The sequence below is a fragment of the Stenotrophomonas sp. SMYL86 genome (genome assembly GCF_036320025.1).
GTDB lineage: Bacteria > Pseudomonadota > Gammaproteobacteria > Xanthomonadales > Xanthomonadaceae > Stenotrophomonas > Stenotrophomonas maltophilia_A.
Map to the genome: position 1 here is coordinate 132,400 of NZ_JAWIRU010000012.1, position 20,531 is coordinate 152,930.

The 20,531-nt window shown below is 64.4% G+C and carries 25 protein-coding genes and 1 tRNA gene; 10 read left to right on the forward strand and 16 right to left on the reverse strand.

All coding sequences use genetic code 11. The features are described 5' to 3' along the window. Positions 1-7: 7 nt before the first annotated feature. The 4 genes from V3B64_RS14295 to V3B64_RS14310 form a co-directional block, all read right to left on the reverse strand. Positions 8-1,660, reverse strand: a complete 1,653-nt coding sequence (locus V3B64_RS14295; protein ID WP_164080610.1) for a M28 family metallopeptidase — start codon at positions 1,658-1,660, stop codon at positions 8-10. Positions 1,661-1,765: 105 nt separating this feature from the next. Continuing rightward, on the reverse strand, positions 1,766-2,698 hold the full coding sequence (locus V3B64_RS14300; protein WP_071229395.1) for an MBL fold metallo-hydrolase: 933 nt from the start codon (positions 2,696-2,698) through the stop codon (positions 1,766-1,768). 156 nt (positions 2,699-2,854) lie between these two features. Then, positions 2,855-3,157 carry a hypothetical protein gene (locus V3B64_RS14305; RefSeq protein ID WP_329914318.1) on the reverse strand — a complete coding sequence of 101 codons (303 nt, stop codon included), beginning with the start codon at positions 3,155-3,157 and terminating at the stop codon, positions 2,855-2,857. Between the two features lie 126 nt (positions 3,158-3,283). Further along, complete coding sequence (locus V3B64_RS14310; protein ID WP_121505136.1) at positions 3,284-4,576, reverse strand: tryptophan--tRNA ligase; 1,293 nt, start codon at positions 4,574-4,576, stop codon at positions 3,284-3,286. A 108-nt stretch (positions 4,577-4,684) separates the two neighbouring features. Here V3B64_RS14310 and V3B64_RS14315 point away from each other — a divergent pair, with 108 nt between their 5' ends. Then, the gene (locus V3B64_RS14315) at positions 4,685-5,485 is read left to right on the forward strand and encodes a hypothetical protein (protein WP_121505135.1); all 801 of its coding nucleotides are present in this window, start codon (positions 4,685-4,687) and stop codon (positions 5,483-5,485) included. Positions 5,486-5,558: 73 nt separating this feature from the next. Here V3B64_RS14315 and V3B64_RS14320 read toward each other — a convergent pair whose 3' ends face one another. The 3 genes from V3B64_RS14320 to rocF form a co-directional block, all read right to left on the reverse strand. Continuing rightward, positions 5,559-5,780, reverse strand: a complete 222-nt coding sequence (locus V3B64_RS14320; protein WP_004153772.1) for a CsbD family protein — start codon at positions 5,778-5,780, stop codon at positions 5,559-5,561. A 203-nt stretch (positions 5,781-5,983) separates the two neighbouring features. Next, positions 5,984-6,121: an entericidin A/B family lipoprotein gene (locus tag V3B64_RS14325; RefSeq protein WP_008266021.1), complete on the reverse strand. Its 138-nt coding sequence runs from the start codon at positions 6,119-6,121 to the stop codon at positions 5,984-5,986. Positions 6,122-6,283: 162 nt separating this feature from the next. Continuing rightward, positions 6,284-7,204, reverse strand: coding sequence for an arginase (rocF, locus tag V3B64_RS14330; protein WP_049462319.1), 921 nt, complete (start codon positions 7,202-7,204; stop codon positions 6,284-6,286). Positions 7,205-7,336: 132 nt separating this feature from the next. Here rocF and V3B64_RS14335 point away from each other — a divergent pair, with 132 nt between their 5' ends. Then, entirely contained in the window at positions 7,337-7,684 is a 348-nt protein-coding gene (locus V3B64_RS14335; protein ID WP_121505134.1) for a hypothetical protein, read from the forward strand. A 17-nt stretch (positions 7,685-7,701) separates the two neighbouring features. Here V3B64_RS14335 and V3B64_RS14340 read toward each other — a convergent pair whose 3' ends face one another. Then, positions 7,702-8,646 carry an ankyrin repeat domain-containing protein gene (locus tag V3B64_RS14340; protein ID WP_329914315.1) on the reverse strand — a complete coding sequence of 315 codons (945 nt, stop codon included), beginning with the start codon at positions 8,644-8,646 and terminating at the stop codon, positions 7,702-7,704. Positions 8,647-9,226: 580 nt separating this feature from the next. Here V3B64_RS14340 and V3B64_RS14345 point away from each other — a divergent pair. Together V3B64_RS14345 and V3B64_RS14350 are read left to right on the forward strand one after the other, a co-directional pair. After that, positions 9,227-9,634, forward strand: coding sequence for a hypothetical protein (locus V3B64_RS14345; RefSeq protein ID WP_121505132.1), 408 nt, complete (start codon positions 9,227-9,229; stop codon positions 9,632-9,634). 80 nt (positions 9,635-9,714) lie between these two features. Then, positions 9,715-10,038, forward strand: a complete 324-nt coding sequence (locus V3B64_RS14350; protein WP_121505131.1) for a hypothetical protein — start codon at positions 9,715-9,717, stop codon at positions 10,036-10,038. A gap of 57 nt (positions 10,039-10,095) precedes the next feature. On the opposite strand, the gene V3B64_RS14355 is transcribed toward V3B64_RS14350, so the two are convergent. Further along, positions 10,096-10,398, reverse strand: a complete 303-nt coding sequence (locus tag V3B64_RS14355) for an addiction module antidote protein (RefSeq protein WP_049431463.1) — start codon at positions 10,396-10,398, stop codon at positions 10,096-10,098. Between the two features lie 465 nt (positions 10,399-10,863). Next, the gene (locus V3B64_RS14360; protein ID WP_147427892.1) at positions 10,864-11,169 is read right to left on the reverse strand and encodes a hypothetical protein; all 306 of its coding nucleotides are present in this window, start codon (positions 11,167-11,169) and stop codon (positions 10,864-10,866) included. Positions 11,170-11,594: 425 nt separating this feature from the next. Here V3B64_RS14360 and V3B64_RS14365 point away from each other — a divergent pair, with 425 nt between their 5' ends. Together V3B64_RS14365 and V3B64_RS14370 are read left to right on the forward strand one after the other, a co-directional pair. Beyond that, a complete protein-coding gene (locus V3B64_RS14365; protein ID WP_329914316.1) occupies positions 11,595-12,527 on the forward strand; it encodes a hypothetical protein in 933 nt (310 codons plus the stop codon). Between the two features lie 144 nt (positions 12,528-12,671). Beyond that, the gene (locus V3B64_RS14370; protein WP_121505127.1) at positions 12,672-13,595 is read left to right on the forward strand and encodes a hypothetical protein; all 924 of its coding nucleotides are present in this window, start codon (positions 12,672-12,674) and stop codon (positions 13,593-13,595) included. 120 nt (positions 13,596-13,715) lie between these two features. Here the strand turns inward: V3B64_RS14370 and V3B64_RS14375 are convergent, their stop codons facing one another. After that, positions 13,716-14,654 (reverse strand): type VI immunity family protein, encoded by a 939-nt coding sequence (locus V3B64_RS14375; RefSeq protein WP_121505126.1) that lies wholly within the window; start codon positions 14,652-14,654, stop codon positions 13,716-13,718. Between the two features lie 182 nt (positions 14,655-14,836). Next, entirely contained in the window at positions 14,837-15,088 is a 252-nt protein-coding gene (locus V3B64_RS14380) for a hypothetical protein (RefSeq protein ID WP_329914317.1), read from the reverse strand. 440 nt (positions 15,089-15,528) lie between these two features. Here V3B64_RS14380 and V3B64_RS14385 point away from each other — a divergent pair, with 440 nt between their 5' ends. Both V3B64_RS14385 and V3B64_RS14390 read left to right on the forward strand, forming a co-directional pair. Continuing rightward, positions 15,529-15,675, forward strand: a complete 147-nt coding sequence (locus V3B64_RS14385) for a hypothetical protein (RefSeq protein WP_183080244.1) — start codon at positions 15,529-15,531, stop codon at positions 15,673-15,675. Between the two features lie 54 nt (positions 15,676-15,729). Beyond that, positions 15,730-16,515, forward strand: a complete 786-nt coding sequence (locus V3B64_RS14390) for a hypothetical protein (RefSeq protein WP_147427890.1) — start codon at positions 15,730-15,732, stop codon at positions 16,513-16,515. 110 nt (positions 16,516-16,625) lie between these two features. On the opposite strand, the gene V3B64_RS14395 is transcribed toward V3B64_RS14390, so the two are convergent. From V3B64_RS14395 to birA, 4 genes are all read right to left on the reverse strand, one after another. Further along, positions 16,626-16,701, reverse strand: a tRNA-Thr gene (locus V3B64_RS14395). A 40-nt stretch (positions 16,702-16,741) separates the two neighbouring features. Then, positions 16,742-17,590, reverse strand: a complete 849-nt coding sequence (locus V3B64_RS14400; RefSeq protein WP_121505123.1) for an SPOR domain-containing protein — start codon at positions 17,588-17,590, stop codon at positions 16,742-16,744. 9 nt (positions 17,591-17,599) lie between these two features. Then, positions 17,600-18,331 carry a type III pantothenate kinase gene (locus V3B64_RS14405; RefSeq protein ID WP_012509777.1) on the reverse strand — a complete coding sequence of 244 codons (732 nt, stop codon included), beginning with the start codon at positions 18,329-18,331 and terminating at the stop codon, positions 17,600-17,602. Continuing rightward, entirely contained in the window at positions 18,328-19,296 is a 969-nt protein-coding gene (gene birA, locus V3B64_RS14410) for a bifunctional biotin--[acetyl-CoA-carboxylase] ligase/biotin operon repressor BirA (RefSeq protein WP_121505122.1), read from the reverse strand. Before birA ends, V3B64_RS14405 begins: the two co-directional genes overlap by 4 nt. Positions 19,297-19,440: 144 nt before the next feature. Between birA and V3B64_RS14415 the strand changes: the two genes are divergently transcribed. After that, positions 19,441-19,719 (forward strand): hypothetical protein, encoded by a 279-nt coding sequence (locus tag V3B64_RS14415; protein ID WP_121505121.1) that lies wholly within the window; start codon positions 19,441-19,443, stop codon positions 19,717-19,719. Beyond that, positions 19,686-20,477, forward strand: coding sequence for a M90 family metallopeptidase (locus V3B64_RS14420; protein WP_285301397.1), 792 nt, complete (start codon positions 19,686-19,688; stop codon positions 20,475-20,477). The genes V3B64_RS14415 and V3B64_RS14420 overlap by 34 nt, the downstream gene beginning before the upstream one ends. The last annotated feature ends 54 nt before the right edge of the window (positions 20,478-20,531 follow it).

A 20,531-nucleotide genomic window follows, 5' to 3' on the forward strand; every position in this document is an offset into this window, starting at 1 on the left:
CACTACCTCAACGGCGGGCCGCTTCGCTCTTGTCGCGCGCGCCGCGGAACTCCGATTCCTTTTCCCACGTCGGCCAGCGGCGGCTGTTGGCCAGCTCGGCGCCCAGGTCGTAGACCAGCAGGGTGTCGGCGGCGTGGCCGCTCGGGTCCCAGCTCGGGGTCCAGGCATCGCACGCCTGGTGATAGCAGTCGGCGAAGTACTTCTCGCGCAGCGCGCGGCCGGCTTCAACGCCGCCGTCCAGCTTGTCCAGGCCCGGGCCGATGGTGATCGCCGGCACGCCCAGGCGGGCGAAGGCGAAGTGGTCGGCACGGTAGAAGAAGCCGGCTTCCAGGTTCGGGTCCGGGCTGTAGCTGCGGCCGCGGGCCTTGGCCACGCGCTCCAGGTCACCCTCCAGCGAGACCCGGCCCTTGCCCCACGAGGCGATGTCACGGGTCGCGCCATCCGGGCTGAACATTTCGATGTTCAGTACTGCAGCGGTCTTGTCCAACGGCGCCAGCGGGTGTGCGGCGTAGTAGCTGGCACCCAGCAGGCCCTTCTCTTCGGCGGTCAGGGCCACGAAGTACAGCGTGCGCTGCGGCTGCGGGCCGGCGGCGAACACCCGGCCCAGTTCCAGCACGGTGGCCACACCGGTGGCGTTGTCGATCGCACCGCGGCGGATGCGGTCACCCTTGGCGTCGGCCTGGCCGATACCAAAGGCATCCCAGTGCGCCGAGAAGATCACCGCCTCGTCGGCATGCTCGCCACCGGGCAGCTTGGCCACCACGTTGCGGGTCACCACCTGCTCGCGCTTGAGCGCGAAATCAACGCTCAGCTTCGCGTTGTCCAGCGCCACCGGACGGAAGTCGGCGCGCATCGCCTTGCGCTTCTCGGCATCGAAGTCGAGGCCGGCGTCGGCGAAGATCGCCTCGGCCAGTTCGCGCTGCATCCAGCCACGCAGCGGGGTGTGCTGGGCCATCGCCTCGGCCTGGCCGCGCTCGATGTCGAACAGCGGCGAAGTGCCCGAGCTCTTCACCGTGGCCCAGCCATAGGCGGCCGGTGCGGTCTCGTGCACGATCAACACGCCCTCGGCGCCACGGCGCGCGGCTTCCTCGAACTTGTAGGTCCAGCGGCCGTAGTAGGTCACCGCCTTGCCGTCGAACGCGCCCGGCGCATCGGCTTCGAAATCGGCGTCGTTGATCAGCACGACGGCGATCTTGCCGTGCAGGTCCACGTCCTTGTAGTCGTTCCACTGGCGTTCCGGCGCGTCGATGCCGTAGCCGACGAACACCAGCGGCGCATCCTTGATCTGCACGCGCTTGCGCGGCTGCAGGCTCTGCAGGGTCACGTCCACGCCGTTGGCCAGCGCGCGCTTGCCCTGCTTCAGCGACAGGCTGGCCTTGGCCGCGCCATCCAGCTGTGCGCGCACCAGCGGCACCGGCTGTACCCAGCTGCCATCCACGCCACCCGGCTGCAGGCCGTAGCTGCGGAACTGCTCGATCAGGTACTGCACCGTGCGTTCTTCGCCCTCGGTGGCCGGCGCGCGGCCCTCGAATTCATCCGACGCCAGCACATGCACGTGGCGCGATAGTGCCTGCGGATCGATACCGCCACCCGGCAGGTCGTTGGCCGCATGGGCCAGGCCACCGACAAACAGGCAGGACGACAGCAGCAACACGCGCATCGGATTCACGGCAGTACCACGGCTAGCTTGGAAGTCACCAGAGTGTAACGTGGTCGTGACATCACGGCGCAGCCTGGGCCCACGTCATCCACGCATGGCGTGGATCTACCTGCTGATGCGGTCCAGCCAGCACGCCAGGCCCTGCGCGTTGAGTTCGATGTCCATCGCCAGAACAGCGGTCACCGCGGCATCGTCCAGCGCACAGCCATGCAGCTGTGCACGTTCCAGGTACAGCGCCTGCAGTGCGGCCAGCAGGCAGCGGTGGCGGTCCGGTCGGCCATCGCACTGGCGGCCGATGGCGGCCATCGCATCGATCTGCTCGAACAGGTCGTCGGCCAGTTTCTCCACCTGTTCCACACGACCGTAGTGGGTCAGGTACATCGCTTGCGGCGCGTAATCGAGCATGCGCCGGATCGAGGCCTTCATCGCCTCCGGATCGAACTGCACCGGCGATGAGGTGGGGAAGATGAAAGCGCCCTGCGCACTGTCCAGCTCGCGGTAGGAGATGCCGAACGTATCGCCGGTGAACCAGCTGCGGCTGCGCGCATCCCACACGCAGTAGTGGTGCAGCGCATGGCCCGGCGTGTGCAGCAGCACCAGCTCGCGGCCGGCCAGATCGATGCGGTGGCCGTCTTCGGCCGCCACCACGCGGTGCTCCGGAATCGCCTCGATGCGGCCATAGCTTCGCGCGATCTCTTCGGCGCCATACACCGCCGTGGCACCCGCAATCAGGCGGGTCGGATCGATCATGTGCGGCGCACCGCGCGGATGCAGCACCGCCTTCGCATTCGGCAACTGCTGCATCAGCAGGCCTGCACCGCCTGCATGATCCAGATGCACGTGGGTGAGCAGCAGCCAGTCCACCGCCTCCACGCCCAGGCCGGCATCCGCCAGCGCCTGCAGCATCGCCGGCACCGACAGGCCGGTGCCGCAGTCGACGAACGCAGCGCGGCCGTTCTCAACGATCAGGTAAGCCGCGTCGAAATCCGGGCGCTGGAAACCGGTATCGATGGTGTGGATGCTGGGGTCGGCGGTCATCGGCACGCACCTGGCAGGATCGGGAACAGACCCCCATGGTAGGCGCGCAGGCGGCCCGGGTTCGATGCGGCTTTGGTCGGGTAGTGCCGGCCGCTGGCCGGCAACCTCGGGATAGCCAGGAGAATGCATGTGCCGGCCAGCGGCCGGCACTACCGATCAGCCGGAGCGCAATGCGTACCGCGGGCGCAGCAGCAACGCCAGCACCAGCACCGCCAGGAACGCGCCGTAGGCATACAGCACCGCCAGCACCTGCGGCCAGATCGGGCCGGCGCCCGGCTGCACCACGCCGATGCGGTAGCCCCACAGCATCGACACGATGCTCAGCGCGAATGCGAGCACCAGGGTGGTGGTATCGAACAGGCGCCGCCGCGCGGTGCGCGGCTGGCGCGGGAACAGCCAGTACAGGCTGCCCAGCAGCAGGAACCAGGGCAGGAACAGCAGCAGCGACAACCAGGCCATCGCAGACTCCATGTCATCGCGCCGGAGGCGCGCGGACATCATGCCATGACCTTCGTTCACGGGTAGTGCCGGCCGCTGGCCGGCATCCGCCCTTCAACGGCGCCGACCAAGGTCGGCACCTACCGATCATTCGGCTCGCAGCGCCGCCAGTGCGGCCAGCACTACATCCACTTCCGCTTCCAGCTTGAACAGCTCGCTCTGCAACTGGTCGCCCTGCTCGGCCTGCTTGATCACGGCAATCAACTGGCCCGCATCGCGCGGCGAATCGAAGCCTTCGCTCTGGATCAGCAGCGTGCCGTCACCAGCGGTCAGCTTGAAGTAGAAGCGGCCATCCTTTTCGCGGTACTGCTTGAACAGCGGCGGTGCCACGCGGGCCACGCCGGCATCCTCGCTGGCGATATCGCCCGCGCTGGACAGATCACGCAGGCCGACCGCATGGCGCAGCTCGTCCAGCAGCGGTGCCGCCAGCTGCTCGCGCAGCTGCTGGCCACGGCGCTTGAGCAGCGCCTCGATCTTCTCCGGCTCGGCCATCAGCGCGTTGTAGCGCTCGCGCAGCGGCGAGAGCTCGCTGTCGATGCGCTCGAACAGCTGCTGCTTGGCATCGCCCCAGCTGATGCCGGCAGCGAACGCCTTGGCGAATTCCGCGGTCTGTTCCGGGGTGGCGAACGCCTGGTACATCTGGAACAGCGCCGAGCCCTCGGTGTCCTTCGGCTCGCCGGGTGCGCGCGAGTCGGTCAGGATCGAGAACACCAGCTTCTTCAGCTCCTCGCGCGGCACGAACAGCGGAATGGTGTTGTGGTAGCTCTTGCTCATCTTGCGGCCATCCAGGCCCGCCAGCGTCGCCACCTGCTCGTCGATCACCACGTCCGGCAGCGGGAAGTACTCCTTGCCGTACACATGGTTGAAGCGCTGGGCGAAGTCGCGCGCCATCTCGATGTGCTGGATCTGGTCGCGGCCCACCGGCACCTGGTTGGCCTTGAAGATCAGGATGTCGGCGGCCATCAGCACCGGGTACATGAACAGGCCGGCGCTGACGCCTGCGTCCTCGTCCACACCTTCCTCGCGGTTCTTGTCCACCGCCGCCTTGTAGGCGTGCGCGCGGTTGAGGATGCCCTTGCTGGCGATGGCGGTCAGGAACCACATCAGCTCGGTGGTCTCGCGGATGTCGCTCTGGCGGTAGAACCACACGTGTTCCGGGTCCAGGCCGCAGGCCAGCCAGCTGGCCGCGATCTCCAGGGTCGCGCGCTGGGTGCGCTGCGGGTCCTGCGACTTGATCAGGCTGTGCAGGTCGGCCAGGAAGAAGAAGCTCTCGATCCCCGGCGCACGGCTGGCCGCGATGGCCGGACGGATGGCGCCAACGTAGTTGCCCAGGTGGGGCGTGCCGGAGGGGGTGATGCCGGTAAGGACTCGGGTCGTCATGACTGCGTGGGGTAACCTTCGATGAACGGGGCCAGTTTACCTTGCACGCCACCAACCCCGTCAGGGCCTGCGGCGCGTTCATTCACGCAACCCCGCTGGAGACGCCCGATGAAACGCCTGCTGCCCCTGCTGCTGATCCTGCCCCTGGCCGGCTTCCGCCCGGCTCCCGTGCCGCCGCCGGTGTACGAGGGCGGCCCCGTGCGCATGGCCCTGGTCGACCGCGACCGCGGTACCGAACTGCGCAGCTACCCGGCCGAAGGCCAGCGCTGGGTGGCCGGCGAGCGCGGCCACCGCTATGCCGTGCGCCTGTACAACGACAGCCCGCGCCGGGTGCTGGTGGTGCTGTCGGTAGACGGCGTCAACGCCATCTCCGGCGAAGATGCCGATCCTTCGCAGACCGGCTACGTGCTCAATCCCGGCCAGCGCGCCGACATCACCGGCTGGCGCAAGAGCCAGGACGAAGTGGCGCAGTTCGTGTTCAGCAGCCCCAGCGGCAGTTATGCCAGCCGCACCGGCCGCCCGGACAACATCGGCGTGGTGGGCGTAGCGGTGTTCGAGGAAGCGCGCCGCTGGCGTCCGGATCCGATCCTGCGCCGTGGCCTGCCGCTGCCAGCCCCGGCGGCGGAAGCGTCGGCCGATGCCAGCGCCAGCAGCAGCCGCATCGAGGGCTATGCCAGCAAGTCGCAGGCGCCAGCGCTGGGCACCGGCCACGGTGCACGCGAGCAGTCTTCGGTGCGCGATACCGACTTCGAACGCGCCAGCCGCAGCCCCGCACAGGTACTGCAGCTGCGTTACGACAGCGCCCGCAACCTGCGCGCACGCGGCATCCTGGTGGATTCGCCGTCGCGCCAGCCGCGCGAACCACAGGCCTTCCCCAACCGCTACGTGCCGGACCCGCCGGCGCGCTGATCGTCCCGCCCAGACAACACAACGCCCGCAACCTCTCGGTGCGGGCGTTGTGCTGTGGGGGAAACCGAAGTGCTTACTTGTAGTCCGGGTAGTCCTTGCTCACGGCGTCCTGGAACTCACGCACTTCCTTCTCCGCGCGGTCCTTGGCCCAGCCATAACGTTCCTGCAGGCGACCGGCCAGATACTCGGCATTGCCTTCGGCCACATCGAAGTCGTCGTTGGTCAGATCGCCCCACTTGGCCTGGGCCTTGCCCTTCAGCTGCGACCACTTGCCGGAAATGATGTCTTTGTTCATTGCTGGGAGTCCTTGGTTGCAACGGCGTTCTTACCGTGGCTCCAGCTTCGCGCAGCAGCTGTTGAATACCGGTCAACCGGCAATGAAATAGATGCTCACCTGCTTGAATGGTTCACTCCGCTTCGACAGCACGCAGCGAAAAGCACGCGCAAAAAAAGGCCGGGGAAATCCCCGGCCTTTTCTCTTTCCGTTCCGTGCAGGGCTCAACGGCCCTTCGCGGTGTCCTCTACCTTCTCGCCCGCCTTCTGCACGTCCTTGCCGGCACCGGCAATGGTGTTGCAGCCGGCCAGCAGGGCCACCGAGAACATCGACAACAGCATCAGGGCAACTACGCGCTTCATGGGCTTCTCCTTGGGTTTGCCGCTACACCGCTTCATTCGCGGATGGGATTGTTTCGCTCGGCGGGAGAAGGCCAATGCCCACCACCGCCGCGTGAAGTGCAATCTGGCGGCAGTGGCGTGGAGCGGGCGTGAACGGATCACAGATCCGTTCAGGCGGCGCCGTCAGTCACGCATCAGGGTGGACTTGCCGAACAGGCTTTCGACCAGGTCCACGGCCAGTTCGGCGGTGGCATTCTGCTTGTCCAGCAAGGGGTTGAGCTCGACGATGTCCAGCGAACCCATGCGCCCGGTGTCGGCGATCATCTCCATCACCAGCTGCGCCTCGCGGTAGTTCACCCCGCCCGGCACAGTGGTGCCCACGCCCGGCGCGATGCTCGGGTCCAGGAAGTCCACATCGAAGCTGACATGCAGGTGGGTGTTCTCGTCGATGCCGGCCAGTGCGGCTTCCACCGCGCGCTTCATGCCGTTCTCGTCGATGTAGCGCATGTCATAGACATCCACCTTGTGGGTCTTGATCAGGCGCTTCTCGTCCGGGTCCACCGAACGGATGCCGATCTGGTGCATCTGCGCCGGGGTGATCGCCGGCACGGTGCCGCCGAGGCGGGTCAACGCATCCGGGCCGAGGCCGCACAGGCAGGCCACCGGCATGCCGTGGATGTTGCCCGACGGGGTCACGTCGCTGGTGTTGAAATCCGAATGGGCATCCAGCCACAGCACGCGCAGGGTCTTGCCTTGCTCGCGGCACCAGCGCGCCACGGCGGTGATCGAACCAATGCCCAGGCAATGGTCGCCACCGAGCATGATCGGCATGCGGCCGGCCTGCAGTTCGGCATAGCTGGCTTCCATCAGCGCGTGGTTCCACGCCACCACTTCATCCAGGTGGCGGTAGCCTTCCACCGGCGCGGTCCACGGGTTGCGCGGGCCATCCAGGTTGCCCAGGTCGCGCACGTCCACGCCGCGCGCCTCCAGCGCCTCCGGCAGGCCCGCCACGCGCAGCGCTTCCGGCCCCAGCCGTGCACCGCGATGGCCCGCACCGACATCGGTGGGAACGCCAATCAGGGATACGGAAATGGGATGGGCCATGGGTGCCTCCTGCGGTGGGGAAAAAGAAGCACAGTCTAGCCAGAGCTGTGTGACACCACTCGCGGCGGTGCAGCAGGACATTGGCATGGCATGATGCCGCGCGGACCCAGCCGCCCCTCATGGAAGATTGCGATGTCGCCCTTCATCAATACCGCCTGGCCGCGCTTTTTCATCGTGGCACTGCCCATCGCCCTTTTTGCGGTTCTGTTGAACAGCACGGTTGATGCGACGCCGAACGGTTGGTTGATCCAGATGGCGCTCCTGCTGGTGCCGTTCTCGACCCTGGTATTCCTCGGGTTGGGTTGGCAGCGTCTGCGCAAGGCACACGCTGAATATCCAATCCTGAAGAGCGAACTGCACCGTATGCTGTCGGCGTTGATCGGCAACGTAAAAGTGGCCGCGCTGTGGTTCGGGCTGACCTTGGTCGGAACGTTCGCCCTGATGCTGACGTGGGTATTGCTGCGGAAGACGTGTGGCTGACGCGCGGCGGGTCGCGCTCAGAGAATCGCCGACGACCACGCTTCGGTGCGGAACAGGCGCTTCTTCAGCACGTCGATCCGCCATTGCCCTGCCACGCGCTTGAGCACGAACAGCCGTTCGTAACGTAGAGCGCGGGATTTCTGTGCATGGTCACGTACCAGCACTTCGGCCTTGGAGGCCGTCGGCTGACCGACGGCGGCCAGCAGATCCTCCGGCACGTGCACCGGCGGATTGCCCACCGACATGGCCGTGGAATACACCCGCTTCCGGTCGGTACACCAGGCCGCAAGGATGTTCGCGCGCTCCTGTTGGAATGCTGGACTACCGAGCAGGTCTCCACCGGCCTTGGCATCACGGTAACCACGCGTTTCCCACGCATGGCAGGCCAGCATATAGCCACGCACCACGGCTGCCGGTTCCCCTTCTGCGGCCGGTTCAGGCCACGCAAGCGGCGACGCCTCCTCCAACACCGGTGGCATCTGTGCGCCCGCTGCCTGCAGGCACTGCACCACAGCCGCATGCCCGCGCGCTTCGGCCAGCGACAGCGCATTGCGTCCTTCGAAATCCACGCGTGCGACATCAGCACCGCCAGCCAGCAGCAGCTCGACCATCGGCAGATGACCGCCCTGCGCCGCCACCATCAGCGGTGTGCGATGCAGTTCCGGCGAGGCCACGTCCAGCGAGGCGCCGCGCGCGATCAGCAGGCGTCCGATGTCTGCGTCGTCGCGCTCGGCCGCCCATCCCAGTGCGGTAAAGCCCACGGCCGCACAGGCATGCTCGATGTTGGCACCGCGGTCCAGCAGCCGCGCCACCGCGTCAGCCTTTCCGGCGATCACCGCCGACAACAACGGCGTGCGTCCGGTGCCTTTGTGCCGCCACTCGATGTCCGCGCCGGCATCCAGCAGTGCGTCGATGCGGTCGAGATCCTGTTGTTCGGCCGCCTTGGCCAGGAGGTGGGACATGGGGGCTTCCATGGGGTTGGCACAGGCCGAGTAGCTTAGTGCCGTCGCAACGCCGGGGCCACTTTGTACCGGCGTGCAGCACCGATGCCATTGGCCGCCTATGATGATCCGGTGGATGAACTGCGCGGACGGTTAAGTTGGCTTTACGCGTCGTTTCGCCCTGTGCGCAGGTGGCCGCGCTGCGATGGGGTATGCGCCCGCACGTTCCTGCGCTGCGCGATCTGTCGCTTTTGCCATGCAAGTGCGCAGCACAAGCCAAACGCGATAATTCATTTTTCCTTTCAGATCGCCCGATGCCATCGAAACAAACGACTGGCAGGCGGGGATTTCGCGTGCGCATGATGAATCGCCACCTGCAAAGGTGGTCGGGACTTCCAAGCCCGAGTTGTCAACGATGTATACGCTTGCCAGCCGGCGTCGTCCATCCAGGTGCGGCGCCGGCTGGCAATCCGTTAGCCGATCGACGGCGGGCGGTGCGTGGGGGCCTCGTGCCCGCCGATTCGTTGACCCGGTCTTGGAAGCCACGCATCGCCCGCCACCCTATCGTGGCGGCACCTCTGTTCCTGACGAGGATGCCCGCATGTCCAACGCCCATCACCCCTACCTGACCGCAACCCTGGGCGAGGCCGCCCTGCGCCTGCCGCCGGAACTGGCGCAGCCGTTGGAAGCGGCCTTCGCCGCTGCGAACGAGGCACCCGCGCCGATCAATCTGCCCGGCTGCCTGCAGCGCATCCGCGCCGGTGATGCCGCCGACGGACAGCCGTGGACGGGGCCCGCCAGCACACCCGGCCAGGCAGTGGCCGCCGCACGCCGGGACCGCGCTGCGGTTGGCCTGGTGTCGCTGCTGGAGCTGTATCACGCCGCTGAGCGCGTGCGCGTAGACGGGGAAGAGAAAGACGATATCGGCGATGGCACGCGCGAAGGGCTGATATTGGCCTGTCGGGGGTTGGCGGAGTATGTGGCGTTGCAGGTGGGCGGGGCTCAGTAATGGGGAATGCTGAGATCCCCAACGTGCAGGTACAACGCGTCGCAACCCCGGCTAACGAATCAGGCAGACCCGCTGCTGGAATGAGCACACCCTACCCAAACCTGAAACCTGTCCTCGTTGAGCTGCGGCTGGACGAAGTGGATTCGCGTGGCGGCGCTGTTGCCGAGATGATCGCGTCCACCGCACGCCCCATGGCGCGTTCCATGAGTCCTGAACTCATGTGGTATAGCTTCGTCTTGAATGACAGAGCCATCACCCGAATCCGTCCCGGCACGCGGATACACTGCACGATCTCATTCATCAATTACGAAGGTGCGAAGGAGACGTTCCCCTGTGGCACATTGGCCGCCTTCGGAGACGGATCGTCGACAAGAGGCTTGATCCGCATCATCCGGTTTGATTGAACCTGTTCGCGCCGGACTTTCTGAGATCGCCGAGCTTGAGCGAAATGCCCTGATGCTTTACACAGCGCTGGCGTGCAATCGCACACCCAGGGCCCGGGTCACCTTCAGGATGGTCGCGAAATCCGGGCTGCGCTCGCCCGACAGTGCGCGATACAGACTCTCGCGCGACAGGCCCGCCGCACGCGCAACCTTGCTCATGCCCTGAGCGCGAGCGATATCGCCGAGCGCCTTGGCGATAAATGCAGAATCACCGTCGCTTTCTTCGATGCAGGCGTCGAGATAAGCCGCCATCTCCTCCGGCGTCCGAAGATGCTCGGCCACATCAAATGACTTGAGTTCGACTTTTCTCTTGATGGCCATGATGGGACAGCTCCGGTACTTCAGTATTGAGTCATTTCGCCTACAGCCAGTTCGATGCTCACAGGGCACGCGCAATCTCCCTGGCCTTCTCGATATCGCGCTGCTGTGAACCCTTGTCGCCTCTAGCCAGCAGACAAGTTAACTTCCTACGCTACTGGCCGTAGCCTAAAATCCACGCTCCTCAGAAGATTGGTGGACAATTCCACCGCAACAGCAGCCCGCAGGAAAATTCAGATCGCTGGCCGCACGCCAAGCTGGAGAACTTGGCAAGAACGAAAGCGAGAACGCGTTGCCGGGATCAGCGTTTACTCGCTCTGATCACCTCACACAAACACGCAATACCCTGCGTTCTCATCAGTCGCATTGCGCCAACCTCCAACCCGCCCAGCCGTCTTGGCCGGGATACATCGCAGTTCGATTGATCCAGTGGGCATCCATATCCCCAAACTCGCGCTCCCATAGTGTCTACTCCGAGGTGGCCAACAACTGTCCGTCACGGCTATAGACCCGGTAGTAATAGCTGCTGCCGAACGGCGATGCGATACGCCCCGCGAGTCCGATGGCACTGTAGCGCCGCGTATAGGTCTTGAGCACGCAGCTGCCATTCTGGCTGTCGGCGCTGCGCAGCTCTTTCCCGGCATCGGAAGCCATCTGCCGCACCATCAGCCAGCTGGCAAACAGCAATAGAAGCAACGCAACCAGGCAAATCCAGACGCCTCGTGCAGCCCGCCCAGACTTGTGGCTACCTGCACCATTTGAATTGTTGTTCATCAACTTCGACTTTACCCAGAGGAACAAGCGAAAGCGCTTCTAGTGGGTCGCGGGCAGCATCCAATGAGAGCCGCAAACGAGGATCGACCAGCTGAAGTTACAGGGCGCGAAGGTGTGATGCGAAGGCACCAGCATTGCGCCGACGATATCGAGAAACAACGTGTGGACGCCCGTGAACCGGTACGCCACGTGAGCAGGCAGCCAAGGATAGCATTGGCCAGTGCACCGCCTCGCCAATGCTCGTCACCGCAGGGTGACACAGTTGGCCGGTAGCCGGACCACGGTGAGCAGCACGCTGTCGCATGGTGGTGAATCCCTGCTTTCACGACTGCGCCCTGCCCGAACCAGTGCTATTTCGGAATAGTTGCATAGACAGTCAAGAACCATCGGATCACGCTCCGATCCTTCGCCAACGTCCAGTCTCTATGCGAATTCTCATCTGTTGCTTAGCGCTTTTTGCATTGCCTGCTGCGGGCAGCCCCAGCTCCCCCACTCCTGAAGCGACGTTTGACCTGTACGCACGTGCTGCACTGGAGGATGATGAGGACGCTCTACGCGAGCTTAGTGCCCGTGGACAGGACCTCAAGCTTCCATATCCAAGCGAGATACTCGCCAGCGAGCTGATCAGGTCCATGCCGGATCATGCATTCGAGCGCGATGGCAACGCTGAAGAGGCAAGGAACGCGTGGACTGCAGCCGTCCTGCGCAACAGCCAATGCCGAGCAGTAAGCAGCCAGATCTGGCATCGGATCGAAACCGGCTATCGCGTTGCCGATGTCCGCTTCAGTTGCAAGGTTCCGGACATCAAGCGGTTGCGCAATCTTTACGATGCAGCATTCATCACCGAACAGGAAAGCACTTCCAATCGCTTCTGGTCGGCATATACGACGTTGCTGGAAAACGGTCCTTTCCGGCAGGCGCATGGTACGGCCAGACTGGTAGCCGCGCCCGGGAGCACCATGTGGCGCAGCGAGCCGTACAGCGGGGTTCGCTTTGGCAGAGTATTTGACGACCAGATCGCGGCCGAGATGGGCAGGCTCCTGGATCGCGCATGGAGTACGACATACATCAGCGACTCTACAGAACGCCTCTCCTATCTCAATCAACGTACGCTCATAAGAGAGTGTGATGAGCTGGTGGACGGCTATCGCCAATGCGCTGCACTGCTTGCACCGCAGGAACTGACAGGCGCCACTGACTTGGCAAAGCACTTGAATCGTCTGAAGAAGCAGCTCCCTGAGGACGAGCTGACGGAGGACTGCCGAGCGCTTGGACGGCATATCAGAGCCACTTGGAGCGATGCGTGCGATGGAAAATCATGCCCAGCCGCGTGTCGAGCCACCCGTTGGGACAAGTGAACGTCTCATGTTCAAACCCCCGTCCAGGTAGCCGTTACGCTGCCTTCGCTCCGCAATGCTGCTCCGACGCTACAGGCGTAGCCGACTTCGATATCGTTTCGCCCACTGCGTCTGCCTGCACTTCCCGAGAATTTGAGCTGTCCAATGATGATCTCATCCCGCCATGTTTTGACCTCGATCCTGATGCTCACCCCGACTCTCGCAAATGCAGGCCCGGCCCCGCTGACGGCCGAGCAGACCTTTGACCTCTACGCGCGCACTATCATGGAGGATGACCAAGCTGCCAGGAAGCAGCTGGTCTCGGACGTCGACGCCTCTCTGATAACGCTCCGTAGCATGAGTGAGAACAAGGAATTCATGTCCAAGGTGTTTCCGGTAGCGAGCCCCCACTTCCCACTGCAACACTTCTCCTCGGCAAAGAACAACGGAAGCGTTGCCGAGTCCACCGATGCGTTTATCGCAACGGTCTTTCGCAACACGCAATGTCGTGCTACGCACAGCAACGTTTGGCACCGCATTTCCGATGGCTATCGTATCGCTGATGTCAGCTTCAGTTGCAATGTCGCTGATGTGACGCCTCTGCAGAGCCTCTTCGACGCAGCGATCTTCAATGATGAGGATTCGATCGGCGAAACCTTCTGGCCAAAGTATCTCACCACGCTGCGTGATGGGCCGTTCCGAGAAGTTCACGGCATCACACGGCTGCTGATGGCACCGGATGATGCTACCTGGCAGAGCAATCGCATGAACGGCGTGCTGCCTCAAGCCCAGGTTGGAGAAGATATCGGAACAGTACTCAAAGAGGCCTGGATGGCGGTCGAGGATTGGCCCTATCAGACCTTGTCCACCGTCGCGGATGGAATGAACGGCATCGCAGAATGCGATGATTTCGTTGCGCACTATCGCGGATGCGTGGCAAGGATTTCTCCGCATGAGGTAGTCGGTGCCAAGGAGCTTGCAAAGGAGCTGAAGGTGCGACGCAGAGATTCTTCCGAGCCTGAGCTGATACAGCATTGCAAAGCGCTTCGGTTGAAGGTAGCGAGCCAGTGGCCCGAGTCCTGCAGATAGCGCGGTAGCGAAGCCGCTGCGCTCATCATGCCCGGCGCACCCTACCTTCTTGCAGGGTGCGTCGCCGCGCAGGCCTCTAGACTGACTATCCCACCGAATCAATGGTGGGCGCTTCCCGTATCAATTCTGGTCAAACCTTGCGTACCAGCGACTTGATGGGTCCTTGTCACGGTCCTCGCCATCGAAAGAGTAGGATTGCAGTTCGTCTTGGTCCGGCGAGCGCAATGGCCTCATCACCCGATTGACAGTTACGTATCTCACAGGCGGCTCAGTCTCTGAGCCAAGCTCGGGCCGCGCACCCGCCCTGATCGCCAATCCACCGGCATACTCCAGGCATTGGATGCCTTCGTGCGACGAAAGATCGGTTCGAACCAGATCCAATCCGCCCAACCTCTCCAGCAGAGCGCGACTCACGAGGGTGAGCCAGTTGATCCCTTTGATGAAGCCGGCCAGCTTGAGCGAAGCTGCATAGGCGTGCGTATCGGCCTCCAGGCCCGGATACGTCCGCGCGATCGCATACTCCAGGTGTGAACAACTGTCGAAGTCGTAAGGCAGCACAGGAGACAGACCGGCATAGCCATGCTCAGCATCGACGCGGTCGGCTAGTCGCATCACCCATGCCTGAAAGCGATCAACATCATCCTGGCTCTTCAGCATCTGCCAAGGCATTGTCATTTTGATGTATGAGCGGCTGACGGACTCACATACTTCTCGCTCTGTCAGCACCTGCAGGCAATGCGATTCCGCTTCATGCACCGACCTCGCACTGTTGATGTTGAGCTCACGACCTTCCCCCTCCGCGCTGAATCGCTCCAGCGCGCCGTGCAATTTCTCGGGCGTCAACCGACCACGACGCCGATATACGATCGCGCGAAGGACGCCACCGAACTCCGCATGGAACTCGCTGAAGCAGGCCGCTATCTTCTTTCTGACCGCAGGCTGGTGGCCATGTCGAAAGTAGAGCGTGGCAATCAGCCCAAGCCTGATGACTGGCCGGCCTTTTGCGCTATTGAGTTCGATCTTGTCGACCTCACGCTCGATGTCGTCGATGCAGCTCATCGTGACCTCTGCTCATTGTGTTCCCGAATCGCGCCGGGTGTGTTTAGTCGGGATAGGTGGGGATTGTCGCGACCTGCATTGCTGCGCGGCGGCGATAGACGGGGCAGCCAATCCAATGCGTCAGAGAGACGCGGCTTATCGCGAGTGTTTGGACAAAGGGACGGATCCGGTGAGAATGACAGTCACGGATCACCTTCCGCGGAGGGTCGCAGCTTGCGCAGCAGGGTCTCGAGTGGATCCGTCAACGCAATCGCCAGCAAACACAGGCCGCCACAGAGCAAGGCAATTCCAGGCCCACGGATAGGGTGTTGCGGCAGCAGGTAGAGAAGGATTGCTGCGACCACCGCGCCGGCCAGACCGCAACGGATCTTCCTGCTACCAGAGAGAATCATGAAGACGTTGAGGACAACAAAGAAGTAGAAAATCAGCTCCATTGCCAAACCCAGTGCAATACCGCGCGCCACGGGCGGGGCGATCCACGTTACCCAGAAGCTGTAGCCTTGAGCGAAGGCTACTGGGAGCGCCAAGCATGCCAACCCGTGCATCAGGAGGCGCGCCAAGAAGCTCATCGGCTTCGGCCACTGTTCAATGTACCTGCTGCGTGCTTCAAGGGACGGTCCTGGTCGGGGCGATGGTGGGACCTTACGCACGCTGTTACGCTGGGCTACCAGCAATGAGCATAAAGGTCGTTGGAGCACCCCTCGAATCGACAGTCACGTCAATGCGGTTGTGCTTGTTGAGGCAGATAGGTGGGCTTTGATTGCCTAGAGACGATCCTGTCCGCATCAATCTCACCGGTCCATACAATTAGTTTGAAAGCTGTATGGAGCACTGCCGATCCAGGCCTGGACTTTTCACCCGATCGCGCTTCTGTATGAATGGATGCTCATGGTCGCGCAGGGATCGCGCCGCTGTTGGCCTGTTGTCGCTGCCGAAGCTGTACCACGCCGCCGAGCGCGTTCGCGTGGATGGAGAAGAGAAAGACGATATCGGCGACGGCGCGCGTGAGGGTCTGATGTAGTAAACAACAGGAGATGCGGGTGTACCTTGAGCACCCGCACCTTTGGGAGAAGCGATGAAAGGAGTCGTACTCGTCGCATTCGCCGCCTCCATCCTGGCAGGCTGCGCCACAACGATTGGATTGCCACAAGACATCCCTCCGGATGGCTATACCGAGCTGGTGTCCACGCCTCTGGGGCCATTCCGCTACTTCCGGTCTCTCTCCATTGTTCCAGGGCGCAAGGACCTGCCCGCTCTGGAATCGTTTCACTGCCCCAACACCCAGCACGAAATCCTGCTCTTGATGGCTGCTGGATCACCGGTTGACGTTGCCGATACCTGCATGCGCATTGATGCAGCAGCGAAGTTCTCCGAATCATGGATAGAAGCAAACGCGAACAGATACCGGATTCTTCTCGCGCCAACGGATACCGCCGCGACGATACAGTCGCGTACTTTGGGATCGTTCTCGGGTGGGAAGACATTGGCACTTGCGGCTTCGATACATGACGACCGCGGACGGACTGTTGCAAACCTTGTCGATCTGGTCGCACACGAGACATTCCATGCGCTAGGCCATGCCACAAGGCACCCTCAGGCGCTTGATGAACGCATCGCCTACTACGCCGGACTCTGCGCACAGCTTCAGGTAAATGGCGTTGTTCGAGAGGATTCGCTGCCTGGAGCCGCCATCGGCACGGACGACGCTGCAGTGCAGCTGTCTTCGCAAGCAGCCTATCGTGTCCGTCTCGAGACCTATCCCCTTCTCGCCGATGGCCGCATTCGAATGAATGAACAGTCTGGCGAACGTATGCTCCAGCGTTGCAACCAACTCAGAAGGGGTCTTACGAGGTCGCGTTGAACACGCCTGCAGACCCGCATTCTTTCCGGAACGGCAACGCACAAAAAACCCGCCATTTCAGCGGGTTGATTGTTCCCCGTGGACATGTGCGGATGCCAAGGGATCGAAGATGGTGCCGCTTATCCGAATCGAACGGATGACCTACTGTTTACAAGACAGTTGCTCTACCAACTGAGCTAAAGCGGCATGGGTGGCGCACCGGCGGCAGCGCCTCGGTCCGGGGATTCTAGCGCAACCGTGTGCATTCCAGCGACCGGCTCTGTGCCGCGCCGCTGCGCTGCTGGGCCTGGGCCGGCTGCGTGCCCGCCGCCAGCTGCCCTTCCAGCCACCACTGGCCGGCGTCGCCGCTGGCGACCAGACGCGGCTGGAAGCCGGCGGCCTGCACGGCGGCCATGCGGCGCTCGGCGCCTTCGCGGTTGCGGTACTGGCCCAGCGCCACGGCGTTGATGTCCTCGCCCTGGCTGATGATGTAGTAGTCGCTCAGGCCGGCGGCGACGATACGCTTCACCGTGGCCTGGGCTTCTTCGCGGTTGGCGGCAGCCGGCAGCATCACCCGGAAACGGGCGCTGCCGCTGGCAGCAGGCTGTTCGCGCAGGCGCACCTGGCTGAGCACAGTACCGGCCTTGCCTTGCGCACTGGTCGCAGCAGCGCGGTCGGCGAACGGGCCCAGCGCGATGCAGCGCGGCGGCTCGGCAGCCACGGGCGGGGTTACGGGTTTTTCCGGCGCCGGAGCCGGTGCAGGCGGTGTTACCGGCTTGGCAGCGGCAGCAACCGGCGTAGCCTCAGCCACCTGTGGCTTGGCAATTTCCGGCTTGGCCGGCTTGGCCGGTGCAGGCGTCGCAGCCACAGCCGTCTTCGCGGCCGGTTCGCGTTCCACCAGCGGCGCGGTCGGGGCGGCGGCAGTGGCCTCGGCGGCCGCAGCGGCATCCACGCCACCGGGCACCCACCGCAGCTCGGCCACGCCGGCCGGTTGCGGCGGCGGCGCGGGCGGTTGCGGTGCATCGCGCAGCAGCCACCAGCAGGCGACGCCAAGATTGAGGATGGCCAGTACGACGATCAGGGCACGGGTCAGCATGCGCGGATACTAGCCTGCGGGCTGGTGCACCGCCCAGCGGGCGAGGCCATCCAGCACCAGCGAGGGGTGGTAGTCGGCGCCGGGCAGCAACGGCATCAGCGCCGGTGCGCCACCACCGTGCACCAGCAGTGACGGTGCCACGCCCAGCAATGCATGCGCCTGCTGTGCGCTGCGTTCGATCAGCGCTACGGCGGCGCCATCGCAGCCGGAGGCCAGCGCATCGGCAGTGTCGTTGGCGAACTCGCTGTAGTCACCTCCGGTGGCCGGCAGCTGCACGGCACGCGCGTGCAGCGCTTCGCGCATGGTGGTGGGCGATGCGGAAATGCGCCCGCCGTGATGCTGGCCATTGGCGTCGAGCAGATCAATCGTCAGTGCGGTGCCCACGCCGACCACCAGCACCGGGCGCTGCGCTTTGGCGGCGGCCAGCAGGGCCAGGAAGCGGTCGACGCCGAACTTTTCCGGCTTGGCATAGGCAATGCGCACGCCCGCGCATTCGGCGCTGGTGCGCACCACATGCACGTGTTCGAAGCGGCGCTGCAGCTGGTCCAGCATGGCGCTGGTCAGCGACGGTGCGGCCACGCTGGCCACGAACGCGGTGGTGCCGCTGGGCAGGCTGTGCGGCGGCTGTCCGGCCATGCCTTCGGCGCCGTGCGCCCAGGCCTGTACGTCGCCGGCGCGGTCACCCTGCAACGGCGCGAACTTGAAGCGCGAGTTGCCCAGGTCGAACAACCAATCGCTCATGCCGCCCTCACGCTGACTTCGCCGGCGTGCAGCAGGCGTTCCTGGCCATCGATGCGCACGCGCAGCGCGCCGTCGTCAGCCAGGCCAAGTGCGGTGCCGTGCTGCCACTGCCCGTCCAGTTCCACGCGCACTTCGCGGCCGGCCAGCATGTCGAACGCGGCGTAGCGCGGCAGGAACGGGGCCAGTCCTTCGCGATCGAATTCTTCCAGCGCCGGCAGCAGGCGCGTCAGCACCGCGGCGACAACCACGTTGCGGTCCACCGGCTTGCCGGCCAGCGTGTCCAGGTCCACCCACGGCTGGGTGATCTGCTCGGCGAACGACGGTGGCATATGCGTGTTGATGCCGATGCCGATCACCGCGCGCGCCGGGCCGGCGTATTCGCCACCGCCCTCAGCCAGCAGGCCGACCAGCTTGCGACGGCCATCGACGATGAGGTCATTCGGCCACTTCAGCTGGGCCTGGGTGTAGCCCAGATCGTGCAGCGCTTCGGCCACGGCGATGCCCGCCACCAGGCTCAGCCCGGCGAGGCGGCCAAGGCCACCGGAATACAGGCGCAGCACCGACAGGTAGATATGCGCGGCGAGCGGCGAGGCCCAGGCACGCCCACGACGGCCACGGCCACCGGTCTGGCGTTCGGCCAGCAGAACGCTCACCCCGCGCTGTGGCGCGCTGCAACGCAGCAATTCAGCGTTCGTCGAGTCCACCGTCCAGGCCACCTGCAGGTCGTGCAGCAGGGCCTGAACGTCGGCAGGCAGGCAGGCGCGGATCGCGTCCGGGTCCAGCAGGTCGACCGGGCGGGTCAGGCCATAGCCTTCGCCAGCACGGCCCTCGATGTCCACACCGGCGGCCCTAAGTCCTTGAATACGCTTCCAAATGGCCGCCCGGGTCTGACCCAGCTCACGGGCCAGGGCGTCGCCGGACAGGCGACCGGCAGCGAGTTTGGCCAGCAATTGGCGATCGTCCACGGCAGCTTCCACGAAGTCAGGAAGGAATTATGCGGGAAAGCCGCCAGCGACGCCCGCCACGCTGGGTTTCGCGGGGGCTTCCAACGGGGCGCCGGGTTCGGGCTAGAATCGGGAACTCACCCTCCCTTAACGTGGATGTCGTCAATGCGCCGTTACGCCCATTGCCTGATCCTGCTGACGATGCCCTTCGCGGCGTCTGCGACGGCAGCGCTGGACGACAGCCGTGGGGCCTGCGTGTCCTCCAATGGCGATGCCGCCTCGCAGCGCGCGCCCACCGCCAGCGCATCGGCCACCAGCACCAAGGCGGCACCGGTACGCCCGGCGGCCAGCACCACCACCGGTGGCGGTGGCAGCGACGACGACATGCTGCCGCGCATCCGCGCGCCGAAGTGGCACAGCTACCTGCCGGGAATGTTCCGCTGATCAAGTCGTTGCTGCAGTGGCTGCGGCCTGCGCCGCGGCCGATCGACGATGCACTTTGGGATGACGCCTGCCGCCGCGCGGCCTGGCTGCACGGACTGGACGACGAACGCCGCGCACGCCTGCGTGTGCTGACCACGCGCTTCCTGCATGAGAAGACCATTACCCCGATTGGTGACCTGCAATTGCAGGCCGGCGATGGTGTGCTGCTGGCCGCGCTGTGCTGCCTGCCGCTGCTGGAATTCGGCGAGGTAGGACTGGAAGGCTGGTCGCAGCTGATCGTCTACCCGGATGCGTTCCGCGTGCACCGCAGCCACATGGATGCGGCCGGCGTGCTGCACGAGTGGGATGACGAACTGATTGGCGAATCGTGGGACAGCGGTCCGTTGATCCTGTCCTGGGCCGATGTGCAGGCCGACCTGGCGGCGCCGCACGAGGGCTACTGCGTGGCGGTGCACGAGATGGTGCACAAGCTGGATGCACTGGATGGTGCGATGGACGGCACGCCGCCGCTGCCGCGCGCATGGCAGCGCGAGTGGGCGGCCACGTTCCAGCAGGCTTACGATGCCTTCTGCGTGCGGGTGGATGCCGGCGAAGAGACGTTGATCGATCCGTATGCGGCCGAAGCGCCGGAAGAGTTCTTCGCGGTGACCAGCGAGTACCACTTCTCCGCGCCGGATCTGCTGCAGCAGGCGTTGCCGGAGGTGGCCGCGCAGCTGCGGCGGTTCTATGGCAAGCCGCCGGCGATCGAAACACGGTAGTGCCGGCCGCTGGCCGGCAACCTGGCAATGCCACCGAAGTTCATGAGGTTGCCG

Coding starts and splice junctions, on each gene's coding strand:
- V3B64_RS14295 (WP_164080610.1), bottom strand. CDS start 1,660: ATGCGCGTGTTGCTGCTGTCGTCCTGCCTGTTTGTCGGTGGCCTGGCC.
- V3B64_RS14300 (WP_071229395.1), bottom strand. CDS start 2,698: ATGACCGCCGACCCCAGCATCCACACCATCGATACCGGTTTCCAGCGC.
- V3B64_RS14305 (WP_329914318.1), bottom strand. CDS start 3,157: ATGGCCTGGTTGTCGCTGCTGCTGTTCCTGCCCTGGTTCCTGCTGCTG.
- V3B64_RS14310 (WP_121505136.1), bottom strand. CDS start 4,576: ATGACGACCCGAGTCCTTACCGGCATCACCCCCTCCGGCACGCCCCAC.
- V3B64_RS14315 (WP_121505135.1), top strand. CDS start 4,685: ATGAAACGCCTGCTGCCCCTGCTGCTGATCCTGCCCCTGGCCGGCTTC.
- V3B64_RS14320 (WP_004153772.1), bottom strand. CDS start 5,780: ATGAACAAAGACATCATTTCCGGCAAGTGGTCGCAGCTGAAGGGCAAG.
- V3B64_RS14325 (WP_008266021.1), bottom strand. CDS start 6,121: ATGAAGCGCGTAGTTGCCCTGATGCTGTTGTCGATGTTCTCGGTGGCC.
- rocF (WP_049462319.1), bottom strand. CDS start 7,204: ATGGCCCATCCCATTTCCGTATCCCTGATTGGCGTTCCCACCGATGTC.
- V3B64_RS14335 (WP_121505134.1), top strand. CDS start 7,337: ATGTCGCCCTTCATCAATACCGCCTGGCCGCGCTTTTTCATCGTGGCA.
- V3B64_RS14340 (WP_329914315.1), bottom strand. CDS start 8,646: ATGTCCCACCTCCTGGCCAAGGCGGCCGAACAACAGGATCTCGACCGC.
- V3B64_RS14345 (WP_121505132.1), top strand. CDS start 9,227: ATGTCCAACGCCCATCACCCCTACCTGACCGCAACCCTGGGCGAGGCC.
- V3B64_RS14350 (WP_121505131.1), top strand. CDS start 9,715: ATGAGCACACCCTACCCAAACCTGAAACCTGTCCTCGTTGAGCTGCGG.
- V3B64_RS14355 (WP_049431463.1), bottom strand. CDS start 10,398: ATGGCCATCAAGAGAAAAGTCGAACTCAAGTCATTTGATGTGGCCGAG.
- V3B64_RS14360 (WP_147427892.1), bottom strand. CDS start 11,169: ATGAACAACAATTCAAATGGTGCAGGTAGCCACAAGTCTGGGCGGGCT.
- V3B64_RS14365 (WP_329914316.1), top strand. CDS start 11,595: ATGCGAATTCTCATCTGTTGCTTAGCGCTTTTTGCATTGCCTGCTGCG.
- V3B64_RS14370 (WP_121505127.1), top strand. CDS start 12,672: ATGATGATCTCATCCCGCCATGTTTTGACCTCGATCCTGATGCTCACC.
- V3B64_RS14375 (WP_121505126.1), bottom strand. CDS start 14,654: ATGAGCTGCATCGACGACATCGAGCGTGAGGTCGACAAGATCGAACTC.
- V3B64_RS14380 (WP_329914317.1), bottom strand. CDS start 15,088: ATGGAGCTGATTTTCTACTTCTTTGTTGTCCTCAACGTCTTCATGATT.
- V3B64_RS14385 (WP_183080244.1), top strand. CDS start 15,529: ATGAATGGATGCTCATGGTCGCGCAGGGATCGCGCCGCTGTTGGCCTG.
- V3B64_RS14390 (WP_147427890.1), top strand. CDS start 15,730: ATGAAAGGAGTCGTACTCGTCGCATTCGCCGCCTCCATCCTGGCAGGC.
- V3B64_RS14400 (WP_121505123.1), bottom strand. CDS start 17,590: ATGCTGACCCGTGCCCTGATCGTCGTACTGGCCATCCTCAATCTTGGC.
- V3B64_RS14405 (WP_012509777.1), bottom strand. CDS start 18,331: ATGAGCGATTGGTTGTTCGACCTGGGCAACTCGCGCTTCAAGTTCGCG.
- V3B64_RS14415 (WP_121505121.1), top strand. CDS start 19,441: ATGCGCCGTTACGCCCATTGCCTGATCCTGCTGACGATGCCCTTCGCG.